Genomic DNA, 15,716 nt, shown 5'->3' with positions numbered 1-15,716 from the left:
CGTAGAATCACAACCGATTCCGCGCCGCAATGCCTATCTTAGCGCATATGCCCACGAGGGGGGGAGATCGCAGCTTCACCGCCTCAATACTTCTCCGGCACGTAAAGCTCGCGCGGCAGCACCTGACGCTCATATGCGGGATTGAAGACGCGCTCCGGCAGCGTGATCTCCTCATGCGGAACCTCCTCATACGGCACCTGCTGCAACAGATGATCGATGCAGTTCAGCCGCGCGCGCTTCTTGTCGTTGCCTTCGACGATGAACCAGGGCGCCTCCTTGATGTTGGTGCGGGCGAAGGTCTCTTCCTTGGCCTTGGTGTACTGCTCCCAACGCACGCGCGACTGCAGGTCCATCGGCGACAGCTTCCACTGCTTCATCGGGTCGTGGATGCGCATCAGGAAGCGCATCTGCTGTTCCTCGTCGGTGATCGAGAACCAGTATTTCACCAGCGTGATGCCGGAGCGGACCAGCATGCGCTCGAATTCCGGCACGTCGCGGAAAAACTCCTCGACCTGATCCGCATTGGCAAATCCCATCACCCGCTCGACGCCGGAGCGGTTGTACCAGGAGCGGTCGAACAGCACGATCTCGCCGCCCGCGGGGAGATACGGCACGTAGCGCTGAAAATACCATTGCGACTTTTCGCGTTCGGTCGGCGCCGGCAATGCCACCACGCGGGCGATGCGGGGGTTGAGCCGCTGCGTGATGCGCTTGATGACGCCGCCCTTACCGGCGGAGTCGCGGCCCTCGAAGATCACCACCAGCTTCTTCTTGTGGTAAGCGACCCAGGACTGCAGCTTGATCAGCTCGGACTGGAGCCTCAGCAGCTCGCGAAAGTAGGTCATCCGCTCGATGGAAGGCGGATGCGACTTCTTGTAGATCCTGGCGATCTCGAGCGAGAGCGCCGGTTCGGAAATCTCCAGCTCATAGTCTTCGTCGAGCGTGTCCTCGAGCTCGGCTTCCAGCCAGTCCTTCGCCCCGGAATTCGGTTTCACTTCATTCATCGCGCAGCTCCGTCGCCTGTCAGCCATCATCGCTTCGGAATGCGCCGCGGCTCCGCCCCGGACACGCCACTCCGTAAGCCGACTGAGATACAGAGGCGCAATGACGGTTTTATTGCAAGGCGACCACAGCCGGGCATGATAGACGATATGTGATCGGCCCGTATCGATAGCGGGGCGACAAGCGGCTGGAATTGTCCTACAAATCCCCTCGCCTCTTTCCCGCGCCGCCACAGCGCCTCTCCAAAACAAAATCGCGAGGACCCGACATGGAATACCGCACCCTTGGCCGTTCCGGCCTGAAGGTTTCGACATTGACCCTCGGCACCATGACCTTCGGCGGCACGGGCCCGTTCGCCGCCGTTGGCAACTCCGATCTGTCGGAAGCCAGGCGCATCATCGACACCTGCATCGATGCCGGCATCAACCTCATCGACACGGCAAACGTCTACTCGAACGGGCTGTCGGAGGAGATCATCGGCGAGGCGCTTGGCGGCAAGCGCAAGAACGACGTGCTGATCGCGTCCAAGGCGCGCATGCGCATCGGCACAGGTCCGAATGACGAGGGCCTGTCGCGCCACCATCTGATCCGCGAATGCGAAAAGAGCCTGAAGCGGCTCAGGACCGACGTCATCGACGTCTATTTCGTTCACCAGTGGGACGGGCTCACCCCGGTCGAGGAGACGATCGCGGCGCTCGACACTTTGGTCAACCAGGGCAAGATCCGTTACATCGGCTGCTCCAACTGGTCGGGCTGGCAGGTCATGAAGGCTCTTGCCGTCAGCGACAGTCGCCATCAGGCCCGGTTCGTCACCCAGCAGATCCATTACACGCTGGAAGCGCGCGAAGCCGAATATGAATTGCTGCCGATCTCGGTCGACCAGGGCGTCGGCGTGCTGGTCTGGAGTCCGCTGGCGGGCGGCCTGCTCTCCGGTAAATATCATCGCGACAGCCCGACCGCGCGCCAGCTCGGCGGCTGGAAGGAACCGCCGATCCGCGACGAGGACCGGCTGTGGCGCATCGTCGACGTGCTCTCCGACATCGGCAAGGCGCGCGGCATTTCAGGGGCGCAGGTGGCGCTGGCCTGGCTGCTCGGCCGTCCGGCCGTAAGCTCGCTGGTGATCGGCGCACGCAACGAGACGCAGCTCAAGGACAACCTCGCCGCGGCCAGCCTGCCGCTCTCCGAGGAAGAACGCCAGCGACTTGACTCGGTCAGCCGGCCGCCGGTGCTTTATCCCTACTGGCACCAGCAGTTCACCGCCAGGGGCCGGTTCGGGCCGGCCGACAAGGTGCTCGACCGCTCGCATGCCTAAAACAGTCAGTCGGCGATAAAGCGCCAGACTTCCGGATCGGGCTTTATCTGCCCGCTCAACACGAAATATTTGTAGAGGACGAGCAGCGAGATCGCCTGCTCGTCCCGTTCATTGCCGAATTGGCGGCAATAGGCGTTGGCGGCGGCAGTTATCCGCGCCGCCTCGGCAGGATGCTTTTCGAAATAGGCCACCTTGTCGACAAGGTCGGAGAAATCAGGCTCGAGCGGCACGTAATGGATATTGGGCTCAACCTTGGCTTCCGCAAACCAGGTTTCGTAGGTCGGCTCCGGCATCAGGCAGAGCGAATTGGAGCTCATGATCCATTTCAGGTTCGTCGCGACGTCATTGCCTTCGAGCGAGACGATATAGCGATACTGCCGCTGCTGCTCGATGTTCAGGAACGGCTTGCGGTATCCGTCCGGCGCGTCGGGCTTGTGGGAACCTGCGTCGCAAAACGGCAGGTCAGCGGCCTTTTCCACGAAGCGGGTGCGAAGCGGATTGTTGAGATGACCGCGCCAGACCACCATCGGGCGCTTGTCGGCGAAGGACAGCTTGTCGGGCGGCATGTAGAAGTGGCGGAACTTGTTCAGCTTCATCAGCACGCCATTGGCGTTGTCGTCGCCGATGGGCCGGTCCTTGACGATCCTCGGAATCTCCGGGACGCCGACGACATCGCCGAATTCGAAATCGATCAGCAGGCCGGGATCGAAATAGCGGGCGAATTCCTTGAGATCGTAATAATACATGCTGGAAGCGGTCGGCAGCTTGCCGACCGCCACCGCGTCCGGACTGGGCGCGAACGGCTGCTCCAGCTTGTTGTAGTAGTTCAGTCGCTCGCGAACGGTCTTGCCTGAAAGCCTGGCCTGATCGAGCCGGCTGGCCAGGCGGTCGCGGAACAGGGACTGCGGTGCGCGGTCACGCGCGAAATTGCGCGCATAGTAGAACAGCTTTGCGGCGGTTCGAGCGAGTGTGGCCATGCGTCCGCGAGTTCAGCAAGATGGTCAATGGTAGTCAGCCTTCATCCCCCTCGTCTCCTACAGCATTCTCCCGGCCATGTTGCAAGCCTGCTAATGCGAATGGTCACACGAGACTTTACGCTGCGACGACCGCGAACCCTCTTGCGCGCAGACCGCGCCGATCGTCTCGCAGCGAGGTGACCAGCCGATCGCGGCTGCCGGCGATGTGAGCGGAAAGCAGCTGAGCCGCTTGCTCGGCGTCGCCGCTCCTGACGGCGGCGAGGATGGCGTGGTGTTCGGCCCAGGCGCGACCGAGCGCCTTTTCATCCCGCACCTCCAGCCAACGGGCTCGCGACAGCCTCGTCATCGCATCGCGCACCGCCCTCAACAGGAACTCGTTGCCGGAAAGCCTTGCCAGCTCGATGTGGAAATCCAGGCCGACGCGATGCCACTCCTCGCGCGGCGTTTCCGCATCGCAGGAATCGAGCATCGCGGCGATCAACTCGGTGCCGCCACGGTCTTCGAGCGCCGCCGTCAGGCGAACCGCCGCGACCTCGACCGCCTCGCGGTAGACGGCGATCTGTCCGAGTTCCGCGAGGTTGATCGGCGCCACCGTCCAGCCGCGGCCGTCGCGGCCGATCAGCCCTTCCGTTTCCAGGCGCAGCAGCGCCGCCCGCACCGGCGTGCGCGAAGCGCCGAACCGGCTCTCGATCCAGCGCTCGGTTAAACGTTCGCCCGGGCCGATCTCCAGCCCGAGGATCATCTCGCGAAGCTGCCTTTCGACATTCTGCATCTGCGACATTGTCGGTCCGATCTTAAAAGCCTCATTGACAGCGGCAAATGCCAGGTCCATGACGAATACCAACTTGGTATCCCAAATTGGTATCCATAACAATCCCAGCAGCGGCAAGTCTGACATGACGCCCAACGAAACCGGACAGAGCGGGTTCAACATCCATTGGCGACGCAACCTCGCCATTTGCTTCGCCGGCTCGTTCAGCACGCTCATCGCCATGACGCTGCTGCTTCCGTTCCTGCCGCTCTACGTCGAGCAGCTCGGCGCCGAAGGCCACGCGGCGATCGTGCAGTGGTCGGGCATCGCTTACGGCGCGACCTTCTTCGCTGCCGCGCTGGTGGCGCCCTTGTGGGGTCGGCTGGGCGACCGCTACGGCCGCAAGCTGATGCTGGTGCGCGCTTCGTTCGGCATGGCGATCTGCATGTCGCTGACCGGCATGGTCCAGAGCGTCTGGCAGCTGGTGCTGCTGCGGCTGCTGATCGGCTTTGCCGGCGGCTATTCCTCGGGCTCGACGATCCTGGTGGCGATGCAGACGCCGAAGGAGCGCTCGGGCTGGGCGCTGGGTGTGCTGGCGGCGGGCATCACCGCCGGCTCGCTGGTCGGACCGCTGCTCGGCGGCCTGCTGCCACCGCTGATCGGCATCCGCGCGACCTTCCTGCTGTCCGGCGGCGTGATCTTCCTGGCGTTCCTGGCGACGACTTTCCTGATCAAGGAGAATCCGCCGGCGCTCAAGCCCGCTTCTGCGGAGAAGCCGAAAAGCGGCTGGTCGCAGATCCCCGACAAGCGGCCGATCGTCGCCATGCTGGCTACGGGCATGCTGCTCGCCTTCGCCACCATGTCGATCGAGCCGATCATCACCGTCTACGTGCAGCAACTCGTCGAGGACCAAAGCAAGGTGACCATGGTCGCTGGCGTCGTCATGTCGGCGGCCGCGCTCGGCACCATTCTGTCCTCGTCCTGGCTGGGCAAGCTCGCCGACCGCGTCGGCCACTGGAACGTCGTGGTCGGCGCCCTTGCCGTCTCGGCCTTGCTGCTCATTCCGCAAGCCTTCGTCACCAATGGCTGGCAATTGATCGGCCTGCGCTTCCTGATGGGCCTGGCGCTGGGCGGATTGTTGCCCTGCATCACCAGCGTCATCCGGCACAATATCCCCGACGGAATCGGCGGCAACGTGCTTGGCCTGGCAATCTCGGCGCAATATGTCGGCCAGGTCGCGGGGCCGCTGTCGGGCGGCTTTGTCGGCGGGCATTTCGGTATGCGCTCGGTGTTTCTGGGCACAGCGGTGCTGATGGCGCTGGGTGCTGCCTATAACTGGATTGTCCAATCGAGGCGGGCGCGGCATATGCTGATCGAGGCAGGCGAGTCCTGATCGGCCTTCCGCCCAACTGCCATGGAGCATCCAGTATGAGCCTCACCGGGCAAGCACCAGACAGCGGAAGCCGCGTCCTCGTGCTGGCAGCCGGCCTCGTCGGCGCGGGGGGCGTGGCGTTGTCGGCCGCCGCCGCGCATCGCGGCGGCGCCTTTACCGGCACTGCCGCCAATTTCCTCCTGATGCATGCGCCGGTTTTTCTTGCCATCGGCCTTGCCGGCGGCAACCGTTGCCTCAAGATCGCCAGCCTCGCGCTGCTCGCGGGCCTGCTGCTGTTCTGCGGCGACCTGCTCGCCCGCGACTTTCTCGGCTCGCGGCTGTTCCCGATGTCGGCGCCGATCGGCGGCACCTTGCTGATCGCCGGCTGGGTGGCGATCGCCGTCTCGGCGCTGTGGCGCCCTCGGCATTAGCTGTTTCTCAGCGCCTATTTTCGGCCGGCTCGCCGCTTGCGCTCCCGCGCAGGCAGTTCGTCACGGCGGGCCCGCTCAGGCTGCTCGGTCCCGGGCGTGATGCCCCAATAGTTGCGGTAGATGTCCTGAAACAAATGACCAATCGGATGCATGATTGCTTCTCCTTGGGTTTGAATCGATCCAATGTACGGGTGCGAAAAATGGCTGCGACTCAGCCGCGCTTACGTTCCACGAGGAAGCGCGGCTTGCGGCGCCAGGGACTCGACCTGCCTCGCCGCTTCTCGCTGACAGCGGCCGAAGCGATGGCCCAGTCGTTGCGGTAGATGTCCTCGAACAAATAGCTCACCGGATGCATGGCATCCCTCCTGTCGAAATTCGCTCCGCCATGGAGCACGGAACTTGGATCGATTCAAATCATAGGCCTCATTTGCCCGCCGTCAACTGAAATTTGAATCGATCCAACAAAAATGTTAGATGACCGGCAGCAATTCAGCGGTCATGGTCGTGACGTGACCGGATTCGGAGGAACGACATGGCATCACTCCTCGAAGGCCAGGCAAGACCGATCAGGCTGGCCGACATCGCCAAGGCCGCCGGCGTCTCGCATGGTACGGCCTCCAATGTTTTCAGCCGGCCCGAGATCGTGCGCGCCGAAGTGCGCGAACGGGTCAAGGCGGTGGCGGAGCAGATGGGCTATGCCGGACCGGACCCGAAAGGCCGGCTGCTGCGCGCCGGCAAGGTCAACGCCATCGGCGTCGCCACCACCGAGCCCCTCTCCTACTTCTTCGACGATCCGTTCGCACGCGTGATGATGGCCGGCATTTCCGAAGCCTGCGACGCCACCGGCGCGGGCATCGCGCTGGTGTCGGCGGCCAACCAGGAGAAGCTTGCCTGGAACATCCAGAGCGCGCTTGTCGACGGCTTCATCCTGTTCTGCATCGAAGGCGGCTCGCGCCTTGTCGACCTGACGCGCGAGCGAAGGCTGCCCTTCGTGGCGCTGGAGCTCGGCTTCCAGGACGAGACCGTCTCGGCCATCGGCGTCGACAATGTCGCGGGCGCGAGGCTCGCGGCGCGCCATCTGGCCGAACTCGGCCATCGCCGTTTCGCGGTGCTGTCGCTGGCCTTCGCCGACAACCGCACCGGCTTCGCCACGCCGGACGTCGTGCGCGGCGCGCTCTACACCGGAACACGCGACCGCCTTGCCGGCTATTTCGAGGAGCTTGCCCGCTTCGGCATCGATACGACGAAAATCCCGGTCTACGAGACCGAGAATGAGGAAAAGAGCACCAGAGCCGGCCTCGAGGCGATCTTCGCCAAGGACGAACCGCCAACCGCTATCCTGGCGATGTCGGACCGCATGGCGCTGATCGCCATCGACTGGCTGAAAGCGCGGGGCCTGAACGTACCCGGCGACGTCTCTATCGTCGGTTTCGACGGCGTGCCGGACGGCGCGCTGTGCACGCCCGCGTTGACCACGATCGCCCAGCCGATCACCGAGATCGGCCGCCGCGCCGCGCGCATGATCCTCGACCATGACGGTACGGTGCGGCGCGAGACGATGGGTGTCGAGCTGATCGTCAGAGCCTCGACCGGCCCGGCCCGCAAAGGCTGAGCGCTCTTGTAGCGTCGCGCAATTGCGAGCGGAAAACCGCTCCGCACTTCTCCTGGAATTGCTTCAGTATCCTCCCGCCCTTGCCGGCACCGGCTGCGCGCTGAACGGCCTGTTTGGAGCCTCCCCGCGCGCTGCCTTGCCGCGGGACGGCCCAAGACCGGCAAGCCATTCGAGATAGAGCGCAAGCGCGAACTGCATGGCGATGCCGGCCGCGATCAGCAGCGTATCGTAAGCCGGGCCGCCCGGGTTGATCAGCTTCAGCACCTGCGCCGCCATCGCAAGCAGCGTGCCGGCGATGAACACCGGCAGCGAGCGCTTGCCCAGAATGGCCAGCGGATTGTCGGGCCTGACGCGGAAGAGGTTGGAGACAGCCGGCAACGCGACGATCAGGTAGCTGACCGACAGAATGTGCAACAGCCTTGGCAGCGACAGGAAGGTCTTGTCGAAGCCGCCGATCACCACCGGCAGATTGAACCAGGTGATCTGGCCCCAGAGCGGGCTGTGCACCCAGATCGCCGCGCCAACCGCGTAGATGCCCGCGGCGCCAAGCAGCCACGGATTGATCGGGATTCGCCCGCCCCGCTTCACATGCAGCATGGCGGTAAGGCCGATGTTGAAGAGGAACTGCCAGGACAGCGGGTTGAGGAACCAGAGGCCCGGCTCCGGGTAGTTCGGCGGCGCGATCTGCCAGATGCCGGCGACGAGCCAGAGCAGGCCTGACACGATCAGCGCCGTCACCGGCCGATAGCTGACGAACAGCACGAAAGCCGGCGCCGCCAGAAGCAGCGCCGCATAGACCGGCAGAATGTTGTTGTAGCCGAGCTGGTGGCCGAGCGTGACGATGCCGAGCAGCACCTGCGGCGTGTTCTTCATCAAGGGCTCGATGTTGATCATGGTCAGCATTTCCGGCCGGTGCGCGAACAGCGCGGCGGCGCAAAACAGCGCGATCACCACCATCGTGATGACGATGTGGGCGATGTAGAGCACGCCGGCGCGCCGCCACATTTTCAGCGTCGCGAGCAGGCGGCCGCCCGGCTTGAACTTCGTGCCGTAGGCCAGCGCCACCGAGATGCCGGAGATCAGCACGAAGGCTTCGGCCGCGTCGGAAAAACCGAAATTCTTGTAGGTCCAATTCTCGAAGACCGTGCCTGGCACATGGTCGACGAAGATGGTGAGCAGCGCGAGCGCGCGCAGTACGTCGATACGTGTGTCACGCTCTCCGTTACGCTTGTCGTGTTCGTTGGAAACAGGGGTGGTCATCGACAAAAGGCCTCAAAGCTGGTTGTTCATAGCCAGCAATGCGACCCCCGGGGCGCACCGCTTCGATTCCTCCCGCGGGGAGGTGTATCGGCGCTGAAACGGACTGAAATGCGCCTGGTTCAATCAACTTTCGCGGAGCGCGAAAATATTCCGTTTTGAAGCCGGCAAATCAACGAATCTCTCATGGAATCAAATGGATGTGAGCGTGTCTGAATATAGCGACGAAAACAGTATCCTGTACGGCGATCTTGGCTTTCGCTACCGCGTGGTGACGCCGGCAAAGTCGGCCGGCGAATGCCTTTTTGTGCTGCACGGATCGGGTGTGGACGAAATGACGCTCATCCCGCTTGCAAAGAAGATCGGGCCTGACGCGACGCTGGTTGCCGCGCGTGGGCGCATCCCCCAGGACGGCGGCTTCCGCTGGTTCGAGCGAATCACGCCGACAAGTTTCGAACAGACCAGCATCCGCGACGAAACCGCCGCCTATGCCGAATTCGCCGTGGAAGCATCGGTGCGCCATGGCCTCGACCTGCGGCGCACGACCTTCCTTGGTTATTCGAACGGCGCCAACGTCGTCTCCAGCCTGATGCTGCTCCATCCCGGCCTGGTCCGGCAGGCGGCGCTTCTACGAGCGATGCCGGTGCTCGACACTTCGCCGATGACCGATCTCGGCGGAACGCGTGTCTTGATCATCGCCGGCGCCGCCGACCAGACCTACGGCCCGTTCGCGCCGGCTCTGGTGACGCTGTTCAGCGCACGGGGAGCCGAGGTCGACGCGCGCATCGTCGCCTCGGGCCATGAATTCGGCGACGCCGACGCCGCGATCGCGCGGCAGTGGCTGGCAGGTCCCATGCCGGCGACCTGACCGCGCCCGCCTTCCGGGCAATGCCGCCTTCAGAGGCGGCTCGGCCCGTGGCGGCTCGAGGAATTCTACCCCCGTCCCATCCGGTTCCAGGCATCCAGGCCTGCGATCTTGTAGGCTTCCGCCAGCGTCGGATAGTTGAAGGTGTTGTTGACGAAGAAGTCGACCGTGCCGCCGAGATTGATCACCGCCTGGCCGATATGAATGAGCTCGGTGGCGCCCTCGCCGACGATGTGGGCGCCAAGCAAGCGGCGCGTCTCGACAGAGAACAACAGCTTCAGGAAACCGCTTGAGACGCCCATGATATGGCCGCGCGATGTCTCGCGAAAACGCGCCAGTCCAACCTCGTAAGCATCGCCGCTCTCGCGCACCTGCTCTTCCGACAGGCCGACCGTCGAGATCTCCGGCACAGCGTAGATGCCATAGGGAAAGCTCTCCGGCGGCGGCGGCAAGTTGACGCCGAAGGCGTGGCATGCCGCCACCCGGCCCTGCTCCATCGAGGTCGAGGCAAGGCTCGGGAAGCCGATGACATCGCCGGCCGCGTAGATGTTCGGCACGCTGGTCTGGAAGGTTTGCGGATCGACCTTGACCCGGCCTCGGGCGTCGGCCTCGATGCCGATCGCGTCGAGGCCGAGGCTGGCGATGTTGCCGGTGCGGCCGGCGGCGTAGAGCACCATCTCGGAGCGGATGGTGCGGCCGTCGGCGAGCGTCACCTCGGCATAGTCGGGTTTGGAGGCGATCTCCTTGACCGGACTGCCGAGCCGGATGGTCATGCCGCGGTCGCGCATCTGGTGGATGAAGTCGTCGACGATCTCGCGGTCGATGAAATCCAGGATGGAGTTGCGCGGCTCGACCAAGGTCACCGGCACGTCGAGCGCCGAAAAGATGGTGGCATATTCGACGCCGATGACGCCGGCGCCGATCACCGTCAACGTGCGCGGCAGGTGGTGGAGTTCCAGCATCTCGTCGCTGTCGAAGATCCGCTTCCTGTCGAAGGGCACGTCGGCCGGCCGGTGCGGCCGGGTGCCGACGGCAATCAGCGCGTTGGCAAAACCGACCTCGCTGTAATCGCCATTGTCGGCGGTCAGGCTGGCCTTGTTCGGCGTGAGGAATTTAACCGCGGCGCGCGCGCTCCTCACGGTGTTGCGCATGAACTGGTGCTGCAACACCTCGACCTCGTGGTCGAGGGTCTTGTGCAGCCGTTCGACCAGATCGCCGATCGAAATGTCCTGCTTCACCCGGTAACCGCGGCCGTAGAAGCCGCGCTCGCGCCAGCCCGAGAGATTGAGCACGGTCTCGCGCAACGTCTTCGACGGAATGGTGCCGGTATGCACCGAGACGCCGCCCAGACGCCTGCCCCGATCGACCACCAGCACCGACTTGCCGAGCTTGGCCGATTGCACGGCGGCGCGGCGTCCCGAAGGGCCGCTGCCGATGACCAGCATGTCGTAATCCATGAACCCCTTCCCCGCATCTTGTGCGCCGCAACAAGCTAATCCGGCGGCGGCGTCATATTCAACTGCCTATCGCGTCTGCCTACCGCGGAAAATCTGGAAGAAGCGGCCGTATGAACCGTGAACTTAACCCGACGGCAACGCTTGCGTGCAATGGTGATAAGCGAGGGAACCACGGGGTGGCTGAGTTTTCATGTCCAAAAGCGATACCTTGCCCGGCACAGCGCCTGGATTCCTGTCTGACCTACAGGCCCACCCGGTCTTCGTGGATCTGCGTGAAGGCCTGTTTCGTTTCATCGCGCTGCTCGTCGCCGCGATCTTCGTCTATCGCGGCGTGAGCAACGTCATCGTCGATCCGGGCCGCCTCAACGTCCTGCTGCTGACGATCTCCGAGACGCTTACCTTCATCTGGCTGCTTCTGGCGCGGCGGCCGATTGTCCGCGACTGGAGTCCTTTCACGGTATTCATTTCGCTGACGGCGGGTTTCGGCTCGGGCTTCGTCTCGCTTCAGGAGGGCGCCGCCATCATTCCGTTGTTTATCGCGGCGCCGCTGCAGTTCCTGGCCCTGTGGCTGGTCATCTGGGGCAAGATGTCGCTTGGCCGCTCCTTCGCCATCCTGCCCGCCAATCGCGGCGTCGTCACCGGCGGGGCCTACCGCTACGTGCGGCATCCGATCTATGCGGGCTACCTGGCGGGGCACATCCTGTTCCTGCTGTCGAGCTTCTCGCTCTACAATTTCACCGTCTACGCGATCATCACCCTATTCCAGGTCCATCGCATCCTGCGCGAGGAACGCATCCTGGCGCTAACGGAAGAATATCGCCACTATCTCGGGCGGGTTCGCTACAGGCTCTGTCCCGGCATTTTCTGAGATCACGCAGCCCGCCCGCGGGCACGTTCCTTGAATTTCGGGCCGCTCTCACCATTTGAGAATGCGGCAGGCATCTTTATGCGGATGCGGCGATCGAGGAACGGACATGAACGCACGCGTTTTGGATGGTGAGATCATCACGACCAAGTTCGAGGACACCCGCGCCTATCGCGGGGTGCGGACAAGGCGCATCTTTGCCTTCCTGCTCGACTATTTCTTCGTCGCGCTGCTGACCATTCCCTTTGCCATACTGGTGGCCATTCTCGGGCTTTTGACCTTCGGCCTCGGCTGGGCGCTGTTTTCGGTGCTGGTGCCGATGGTCGCCATCCTCTACATCTGGAACACGCTGGGCAGCCGTGACCAGGCGACGACCGGCATGAAGATCATGGGCATCCGCCTGGAGAAGCTCGACGGCAGCCGCATCGACGGCATGACGGCGGTGGTGCATTCCGTTCTGTTCTGGGCCGGCAACGTCATCCTGACGCCGCTGGCGCTGCTGGTCACGCTGTTTTCCGACCGCAAGCGCACGCTGCACGATCTGCTACTCGGCACCGTGGTCACCCGCACCGACATCTGACGGTGTCAACAGCCGCATCCATCGAACAACCAAGCCGCCTGTCTCTCAATATGAACAGGCCGCAGAGGCCGCGGCCGCACAATCCTGTTGAATTTTTCGCCGGCCGGGCCAAAGGTAGGGCGATTCGCAGGAGCGTTTCCAAGATTAGATGACGCAGCATCCGACCCAGTCGCCGCAGTTCTTCCTGACCGCGCCGTCACCATGCCCCTATCTGGAGGGACAGTTCGAGCGCAAGGTGTTCACGCACCTTGTCGGCGACAAGGCGCCGGAGATGAACGACCTGTTGACGCAAGGCGGCTTCCGGCGCTCGCAGAACATCGCCTATCGCCCGGCCTGCGAGTCCTGTCGCGCCTGCGTGTCGGTGCGCATCCTGGCGCAGGAATTCGACCCCAGCCGCAACATGCGCCGCGTCATCCAGCACAATGCCGATCTCGTCGGCGCCATGCATGACGCGCAGCCCTCGACCGAGCAATACTCTCTCTTCCGCAGCTATCTCGACGCCCGCCATCGCCGTGGCGGCATGTCGGACATGACCGTGCTCGACTACGCGATGATGGTGGAAGACACGCATGTCGACACCAAGATCATCGAATACCGGCGTCGTGGGCCCGACACCTTCATCACCGGCAAAGGCCAGGGCGAACTGATCGCCGTGGCGCTGACCGACAAGATGGCCGACGGCCTGTCGATGGTCTATTCCTACTTCAATCCCGACCTCGAGGACCGCTCGCTCGGCACCTTCATGATCCTCGACCACATCGCCCGTGCCAAGGCAATGGGCCTGCCCCACGTCTATCTCGGCTACTGGGTCAACGGCTCGCGCAAGATGAACTATAAGATGCGTTTCATGCCGCAGGAGCATCTCGGCCCGAAAGGCTGGGAACGCTACGACCACGAAGCGGTCAGTCGCTGAACCGCCTCACGCTTCACCCTTAAACTGTTTCAAGGAGGAGGACGCTGGTCTTTCGGCCGTCAGGCTGGAACGACTGCGTCACGGCCGCTTTGCGTCCCCTCAAGTTGCTTTGCGAGATTGCCCGCGTGTCCACTCATACCGACCACCAAAAAGGTCTGCTGATCACCGCCATCGGCGGCCTGACACTGACCATAGACATACCGCTGATCCGGCTTGCCGACGGCACACCCTGGACGATCATGCTGCTGCGCACCGGCACCACCTTGCTGGCGGGGCTGGTGATGTGGGCGATCTGGCGGTCGTTCGACAGGAACGCGCCGAAGCTCATTCCAGGCTGGTCGGGGCTTGCCGTGGCATTCTGCTACGGCATGACCGGGATAACATTCGTCACCGCGGTCTATCACACCTCGACCGCCGACCTCGTCTTCATCCTGGCCTTCAACACCGTGTTCGCGGCGCTGCTGTCGTGGCTCTTCCTCAAGGAAAGACCGCGGATTGCGACCGTAATCGCCATGCTGGCGATGATCCTCGGCGTGCTGATCATCGTCGGCGGCTCGGTCGGAACCGGGCATCTGTTCGGCGACTTCATGGCGCTTTGCTCAGCCTTCTTCGTCGCGCTCGCCATCACCATCTCGCGCGCCAGCGGCGAGGACATGGGCTTCACCGGGCTGGTCGGCGTCATCCTGCCGCTGGCGCTCGCCGCCTTCATGGTTTCGGGCGAAGGATTCCACGTGAACGCGCCGTGGTGGATCATCTTCAACGGCGCCGTGATCATGCCGATCTCGTTCTTCTGCCTGGCCAATGGGCCGAAATACATTTCAGGGCCGGAAGTGGCGATGTTCTACCTGCTGGAAACCGTGTTCGCCCCAGTATGGGTGTGGCTGATCTTCGCCGAGGCTCCCACGCGCAACAGCCTGATCGGCGGCACGATCCTGATCGTGACGCTGGTGGCGCATTCGCTGTGGCAATTGCATGAAGGCCGCAAGAGGCGGGCGGCGCTTGCCATGGTTCACCCGGCCTGAATCTTCCTCGGCTCGGCCGCCGCCTCGATCTGGGCCGGCGGGTCGGTTCTGCCGGCGACCGAAGGAATCTCGTCCATCAATTCCACCTCGCGCAGCCATTCGCGCCAGATGGCGACGAGCAGCGCCATCAGCACCGGGCCGATGAACAGGCCGAGGAAGCCCATCGTCTTGACGCCGCCTATCAGGCCGAAGAACGTCGGCAGGAAGGGCAATTTGATCGGCCCGCCAACGAGCTTGGGCCGCAGTGTCTTGTCGACGATGAAGAGTTCGACCGCGCCCCAGGTGAACAGTGCGGCGCCGGCGAACAGCTTGCCGCTGGCGGCGAGGTAGATCGACACCAGGGTGAAGGAGAGCGGCGCCCCGCCGGGGATCAGCGCCATGATGCCGGTGAGCGCGCCAAGTGTCACCGGCGACGGCACGCCGGCGAGCCAATAGGCGATGCCCAGCACAAGGCCTTCGCCGATGGCGATGATTGTCATACCCGTCACGGTCGAGGAGATGGTCGCCGGCACGACGCGCGAGATGCGCTCCCAGCGCGTCGGCAGGATGCGCTCGCCCAAGCGATCGACCTGGGCCGCGAAAGACTCGCCGTCGCGATAGGCGAAGAACAGCGCGATCATCATGAACAGAAGCGTCAGCAGCAGGCTGAAGGCACTGCCGCCAGCAGCCAAAGCACCGCGATAGATGCTTCCGATATTGGAGCCGCTGACCGCCTGGATCAGTTCACCGATGCCACCGGGATGGCCAAGATAGGATGTCCACTGCTCGTTCAGCCACTCGCCGATGACCGGCATTGTGGCAATCCAGCCCGGCGTCACCGCGCCGTGCCGATTGGTCTCGATCGCCCAGGTGACCCACTCGCGCAGCTCGTTGATGGCATAGGTGCCGGCCAGCGCGATCGGCACCACCAGGAAGGTGAGGATGAAAAGGATCGCAAGCGTCGCGCCTATGGTGCGGTTGCCGCCGACGGCGACGAGCAGGCGGCGGTAGAGCGGCCAGCTGGCGAAGGCGATGACGAGCGCGGCCAGAACCGGGAACAGGAAGCCGTGGAAGAAATAAACGCCGGCGGCGACTATCAGCACCAGGAGCCAGCGCGCCGCCGACAGCGGCGGGATGACGGCAGCCCTGAGCGGCGTCGACAGGCCGAACAGGCGTTGCCCCGGCTTCTGGATTTCAGCCCGCTTCAAGCGCGCGTTTCTCCCCTACCCGATGAATTCAAGGAATGCTTATGCACCATCATAGTGCAGCAATCGTGACGATAGTCCAAATGACTTGGGTGTCTCCCCCCTTGAGGGGGAGA

General features: G+C 63.6%; 17 protein-coding genes. 9 read left to right on the top strand and 8 right to left on the bottom strand.

The genetic code is table 11. The features are described 5' to 3' along the window. Positions 1 to 83 precede the first annotated feature (83 nt). Positions 84 to 1,004, bottom strand: coding sequence for a polyphosphate kinase 2 (gene ppk2 / locus E5X34_RS30270; RefSeq protein ID WP_292572620.1), 921 nt, complete (start codon positions 1,002 to 1,004; stop codon positions 84 to 86). 266 nt (positions 1,005 to 1,270) lie between these two features. Between ppk2 and E5X34_RS30265 the strand changes: the two genes are divergently transcribed. Continuing rightward, the gene (locus tag E5X34_RS30265) at positions 1,271 to 2,314 is read left to right on the top strand and encodes an aldo/keto reductase (RefSeq protein ID WP_292572617.1); all 1,044 of its coding nucleotides are present in this window, start codon (positions 1,271 to 1,273) and stop codon (positions 2,312 to 2,314) included. Between the two features lie 5 nt (positions 2,315 to 2,319). On the opposite strand, the gene E5X34_RS30260 is transcribed toward E5X34_RS30265, so the two are convergent. Together E5X34_RS30260 and E5X34_RS30255 are read right to left on the bottom strand one after the other, a co-directional pair. After that, positions 2,320 to 3,291 (bottom strand): glycosyl transferase family 90, encoded by a 972-nt coding sequence (locus tag E5X34_RS30260; RefSeq protein WP_292572614.1) that lies wholly within the window; start codon positions 3,289 to 3,291, stop codon positions 2,320 to 2,322. A 115-nt stretch (positions 3,292 to 3,406) separates the two neighbouring features. Beyond that, positions 3,407 to 4,072, bottom strand: a complete 666-nt coding sequence (locus E5X34_RS30255; protein ID WP_292572611.1) for a GntR family transcriptional regulator — start codon at positions 4,070 to 4,072, stop codon at positions 3,407 to 3,409. Positions 4,073 to 4,187: 115 nt separating this feature from the next. Between E5X34_RS30255 and E5X34_RS30250 the strand changes: the two genes are divergently transcribed. Together E5X34_RS30250 and E5X34_RS30245 are read left to right on the top strand one after the other, a co-directional pair. Then, positions 4,188 to 5,435: an MFS transporter gene (locus E5X34_RS30250; protein WP_292572608.1), complete on the top strand. Its 1,248-nt coding sequence runs from the start codon at positions 4,188 to 4,190 to the stop codon at positions 5,433 to 5,435. Between the two features lie 35 nt (positions 5,436 to 5,470). Then, positions 5,471 to 5,845 carry a DUF423 domain-containing protein gene (locus tag E5X34_RS30245; protein ID WP_292572605.1) on the top strand — a complete coding sequence of 125 codons (375 nt, stop codon included), beginning with the start codon at positions 5,471 to 5,473 and terminating at the stop codon, positions 5,843 to 5,845. Between the two features lie 14 nt (positions 5,846 to 5,859). On the opposite strand, the gene E5X34_RS30240 is transcribed toward E5X34_RS30245, so the two are convergent. Together E5X34_RS30240 and E5X34_RS30235 are read right to left on the bottom strand one after the other, a co-directional pair. Further along, entirely contained in the window at positions 5,860 to 5,997 is a 138-nt protein-coding gene (locus E5X34_RS30240) for a hypothetical protein (RefSeq protein WP_292572602.1), read from the bottom strand. A gap of 59 nt (positions 5,998 to 6,056) precedes the next feature. Next, positions 6,057 to 6,200: a hypothetical protein gene (locus E5X34_RS30235; RefSeq protein WP_292572600.1), complete on the bottom strand. Its 144-nt coding sequence runs from the start codon at positions 6,198 to 6,200 to the stop codon at positions 6,057 to 6,059. A gap of 177 nt (positions 6,201 to 6,377) precedes the next feature. Between E5X34_RS30235 and E5X34_RS30230 the strand changes: the two genes are divergently transcribed. After that, a complete protein-coding gene (locus E5X34_RS30230) occupies positions 6,378 to 7,457 on the top strand; it encodes a LacI family DNA-binding transcriptional regulator (protein WP_292572597.1) in 1,080 nt (359 codons plus the stop codon). A gap of 63 nt (positions 7,458 to 7,520) precedes the next feature. Here the strand turns inward: E5X34_RS30230 and opgC are convergent, their stop codons facing one another. Next, positions 7,521 to 8,717, bottom strand: a complete 1,197-nt coding sequence (gene opgC, locus E5X34_RS30225) for an OpgC domain-containing protein (RefSeq protein ID WP_292572594.1) — start codon at positions 8,715 to 8,717, stop codon at positions 7,521 to 7,523. A gap of 205 nt (positions 8,718 to 8,922) precedes the next feature. On the opposite strand from opgC, the gene E5X34_RS30220 reads away from it, so the two are divergent. Then, the gene (locus E5X34_RS30220; protein WP_292572591.1) at positions 8,923 to 9,582 is read left to right on the top strand and encodes an alpha/beta hydrolase; all 660 of its coding nucleotides are present in this window, start codon (positions 8,923 to 8,925) and stop codon (positions 9,580 to 9,582) included. Positions 9,583 to 9,647: 65 nt separating this feature from the next. Here E5X34_RS30220 and sthA read toward each other — a convergent pair whose 3' ends face one another. After that, positions 9,648 to 11,036 (bottom strand): Si-specific NAD(P)(+) transhydrogenase, encoded by a 1,389-nt coding sequence (sthA, locus tag E5X34_RS30215; RefSeq protein ID WP_292572588.1) that lies wholly within the window; start codon positions 11,034 to 11,036, stop codon positions 9,648 to 9,650. Positions 11,037 to 11,226: 190 nt separating this feature from the next. On the opposite strand from sthA, the gene E5X34_RS30210 reads away from it, so the two are divergent. The 4 genes from E5X34_RS30210 (at position 11,227) to E5X34_RS30195 (ending at position 14,416) form a co-directional block, all read left to right on the top strand. After that, positions 11,227 to 11,904 (top strand): isoprenylcysteine carboxylmethyltransferase family protein, encoded by a 678-nt coding sequence (locus E5X34_RS30210; protein ID WP_292572585.1) that lies wholly within the window; start codon positions 11,227 to 11,229, stop codon positions 11,902 to 11,904. A gap of 106 nt (positions 11,905 to 12,010) precedes the next feature. After that, on the top strand, positions 12,011 to 12,481 hold the full coding sequence (locus E5X34_RS30205) for an RDD family protein (protein WP_292572582.1): 471 nt from the start codon (positions 12,011 to 12,013) through the stop codon (positions 12,479 to 12,481). Positions 12,482 to 12,629: 148 nt separating this feature from the next. Beyond that, the gene (locus tag E5X34_RS30200; protein ID WP_042640082.1) at positions 12,630 to 13,394 is read left to right on the top strand and encodes an arginyltransferase; all 765 of its coding nucleotides are present in this window, start codon (positions 12,630 to 12,632) and stop codon (positions 13,392 to 13,394) included. Between the two features lie 125 nt (positions 13,395 to 13,519). Then, positions 13,520 to 14,416 carry a DMT family transporter gene (locus E5X34_RS30195; protein ID WP_292572579.1) on the top strand — a complete coding sequence of 299 codons (897 nt, stop codon included), beginning with the start codon at positions 13,520 to 13,522 and terminating at the stop codon, positions 14,414 to 14,416. On the opposite strand, the gene E5X34_RS30190 is transcribed toward E5X34_RS30195, so the two are convergent. Continuing rightward, on the bottom strand, positions 14,404 to 15,603 hold the full coding sequence (locus E5X34_RS30190; protein WP_292572575.1) for an AI-2E family transporter: 1,200 nt from the start codon (positions 15,601 to 15,603) through the stop codon (positions 14,404 to 14,406). The genes E5X34_RS30195 and E5X34_RS30190 overlap by 13 nt on opposite strands. Positions 15,604 to 15,716 lie beyond the last annotated feature (113 nt).

This window comes from Mesorhizobium sp. (assembly GCF_004963255.1).
In the GTDB taxonomy this organism is placed as follows: Bacteria; Pseudomonadota; Alphaproteobacteria; order Rhizobiales; family Rhizobiaceae; genus Mesorhizobium.
This window is presented reverse-complemented; position numbering and strand designations above follow the sequence as displayed.

Bases quoted from the DNA above. Each gene is read 5' to 3' on its own strand.
- ppk2 (WP_292572620.1), bottom strand. From the start codon at position 1,004: ATGAATGAAGTGAAACCGAATTCCGGGGCGAAGGACTGGCTGGAAGCC.
- E5X34_RS30265 (WP_292572617.1), top strand. From the start codon at position 1,271: ATGGAATACCGCACCCTTGGCCGTTCCGGCCTGAAGGTTTCGACATTG.
- E5X34_RS30260 (WP_292572614.1), bottom strand. From the start codon at position 3,291: ATGGCCACACTCGCTCGAACCGCCGCAAAGCTGTTCTACTATGCGCGC.
- E5X34_RS30255 (WP_292572611.1), bottom strand. From the start codon at position 4,072: ATGTCGCAGATGCAGAATGTCGAAAGGCAGCTTCGCGAGATGATCCTC.
- E5X34_RS30250 (WP_292572608.1), top strand. From the start codon at position 4,188: ATGACGCCCAACGAAACCGGACAGAGCGGGTTCAACATCCATTGGCGA.
- E5X34_RS30245 (WP_292572605.1), top strand. From the start codon at position 5,471: ATGAGCCTCACCGGGCAAGCACCAGACAGCGGAAGCCGCGTCCTCGTG.
- E5X34_RS30240 (WP_292572602.1), bottom strand. From the start codon at position 5,997: ATGCATCCGATTGGTCATTTGTTTCAGGACATCTACCGCAACTATTGG.
- E5X34_RS30235 (WP_292572600.1), bottom strand. From the start codon at position 6,200: ATGCATCCGGTGAGCTATTTGTTCGAGGACATCTACCGCAACGACTGG.
- E5X34_RS30230 (WP_292572597.1), top strand. From the start codon at position 6,378: ATGGCATCACTCCTCGAAGGCCAGGCAAGACCGATCAGGCTGGCCGAC.
- opgC (WP_292572594.1), bottom strand. From the start codon at position 8,717: ATGACCACCCCTGTTTCCAACGAACACGACAAGCGTAACGGAGAGCGT.
- sthA (WP_292572588.1), bottom strand. From the start codon at position 11,036: ATGGATTACGACATGCTGGTCATCGGCAGCGGCCCTTCGGGACGCCGC.
- E5X34_RS30210 (WP_292572585.1), top strand. From the start codon at position 11,227: ATGTCCAAAAGCGATACCTTGCCCGGCACAGCGCCTGGATTCCTGTCT.
- E5X34_RS30205 (WP_292572582.1), top strand. From the start codon at position 12,011: ATGAACGCACGCGTTTTGGATGGTGAGATCATCACGACCAAGTTCGAG.
- E5X34_RS30200 (WP_042640082.1), top strand. From the start codon at position 12,630: ATGACGCAGCATCCGACCCAGTCGCCGCAGTTCTTCCTGACCGCGCCG.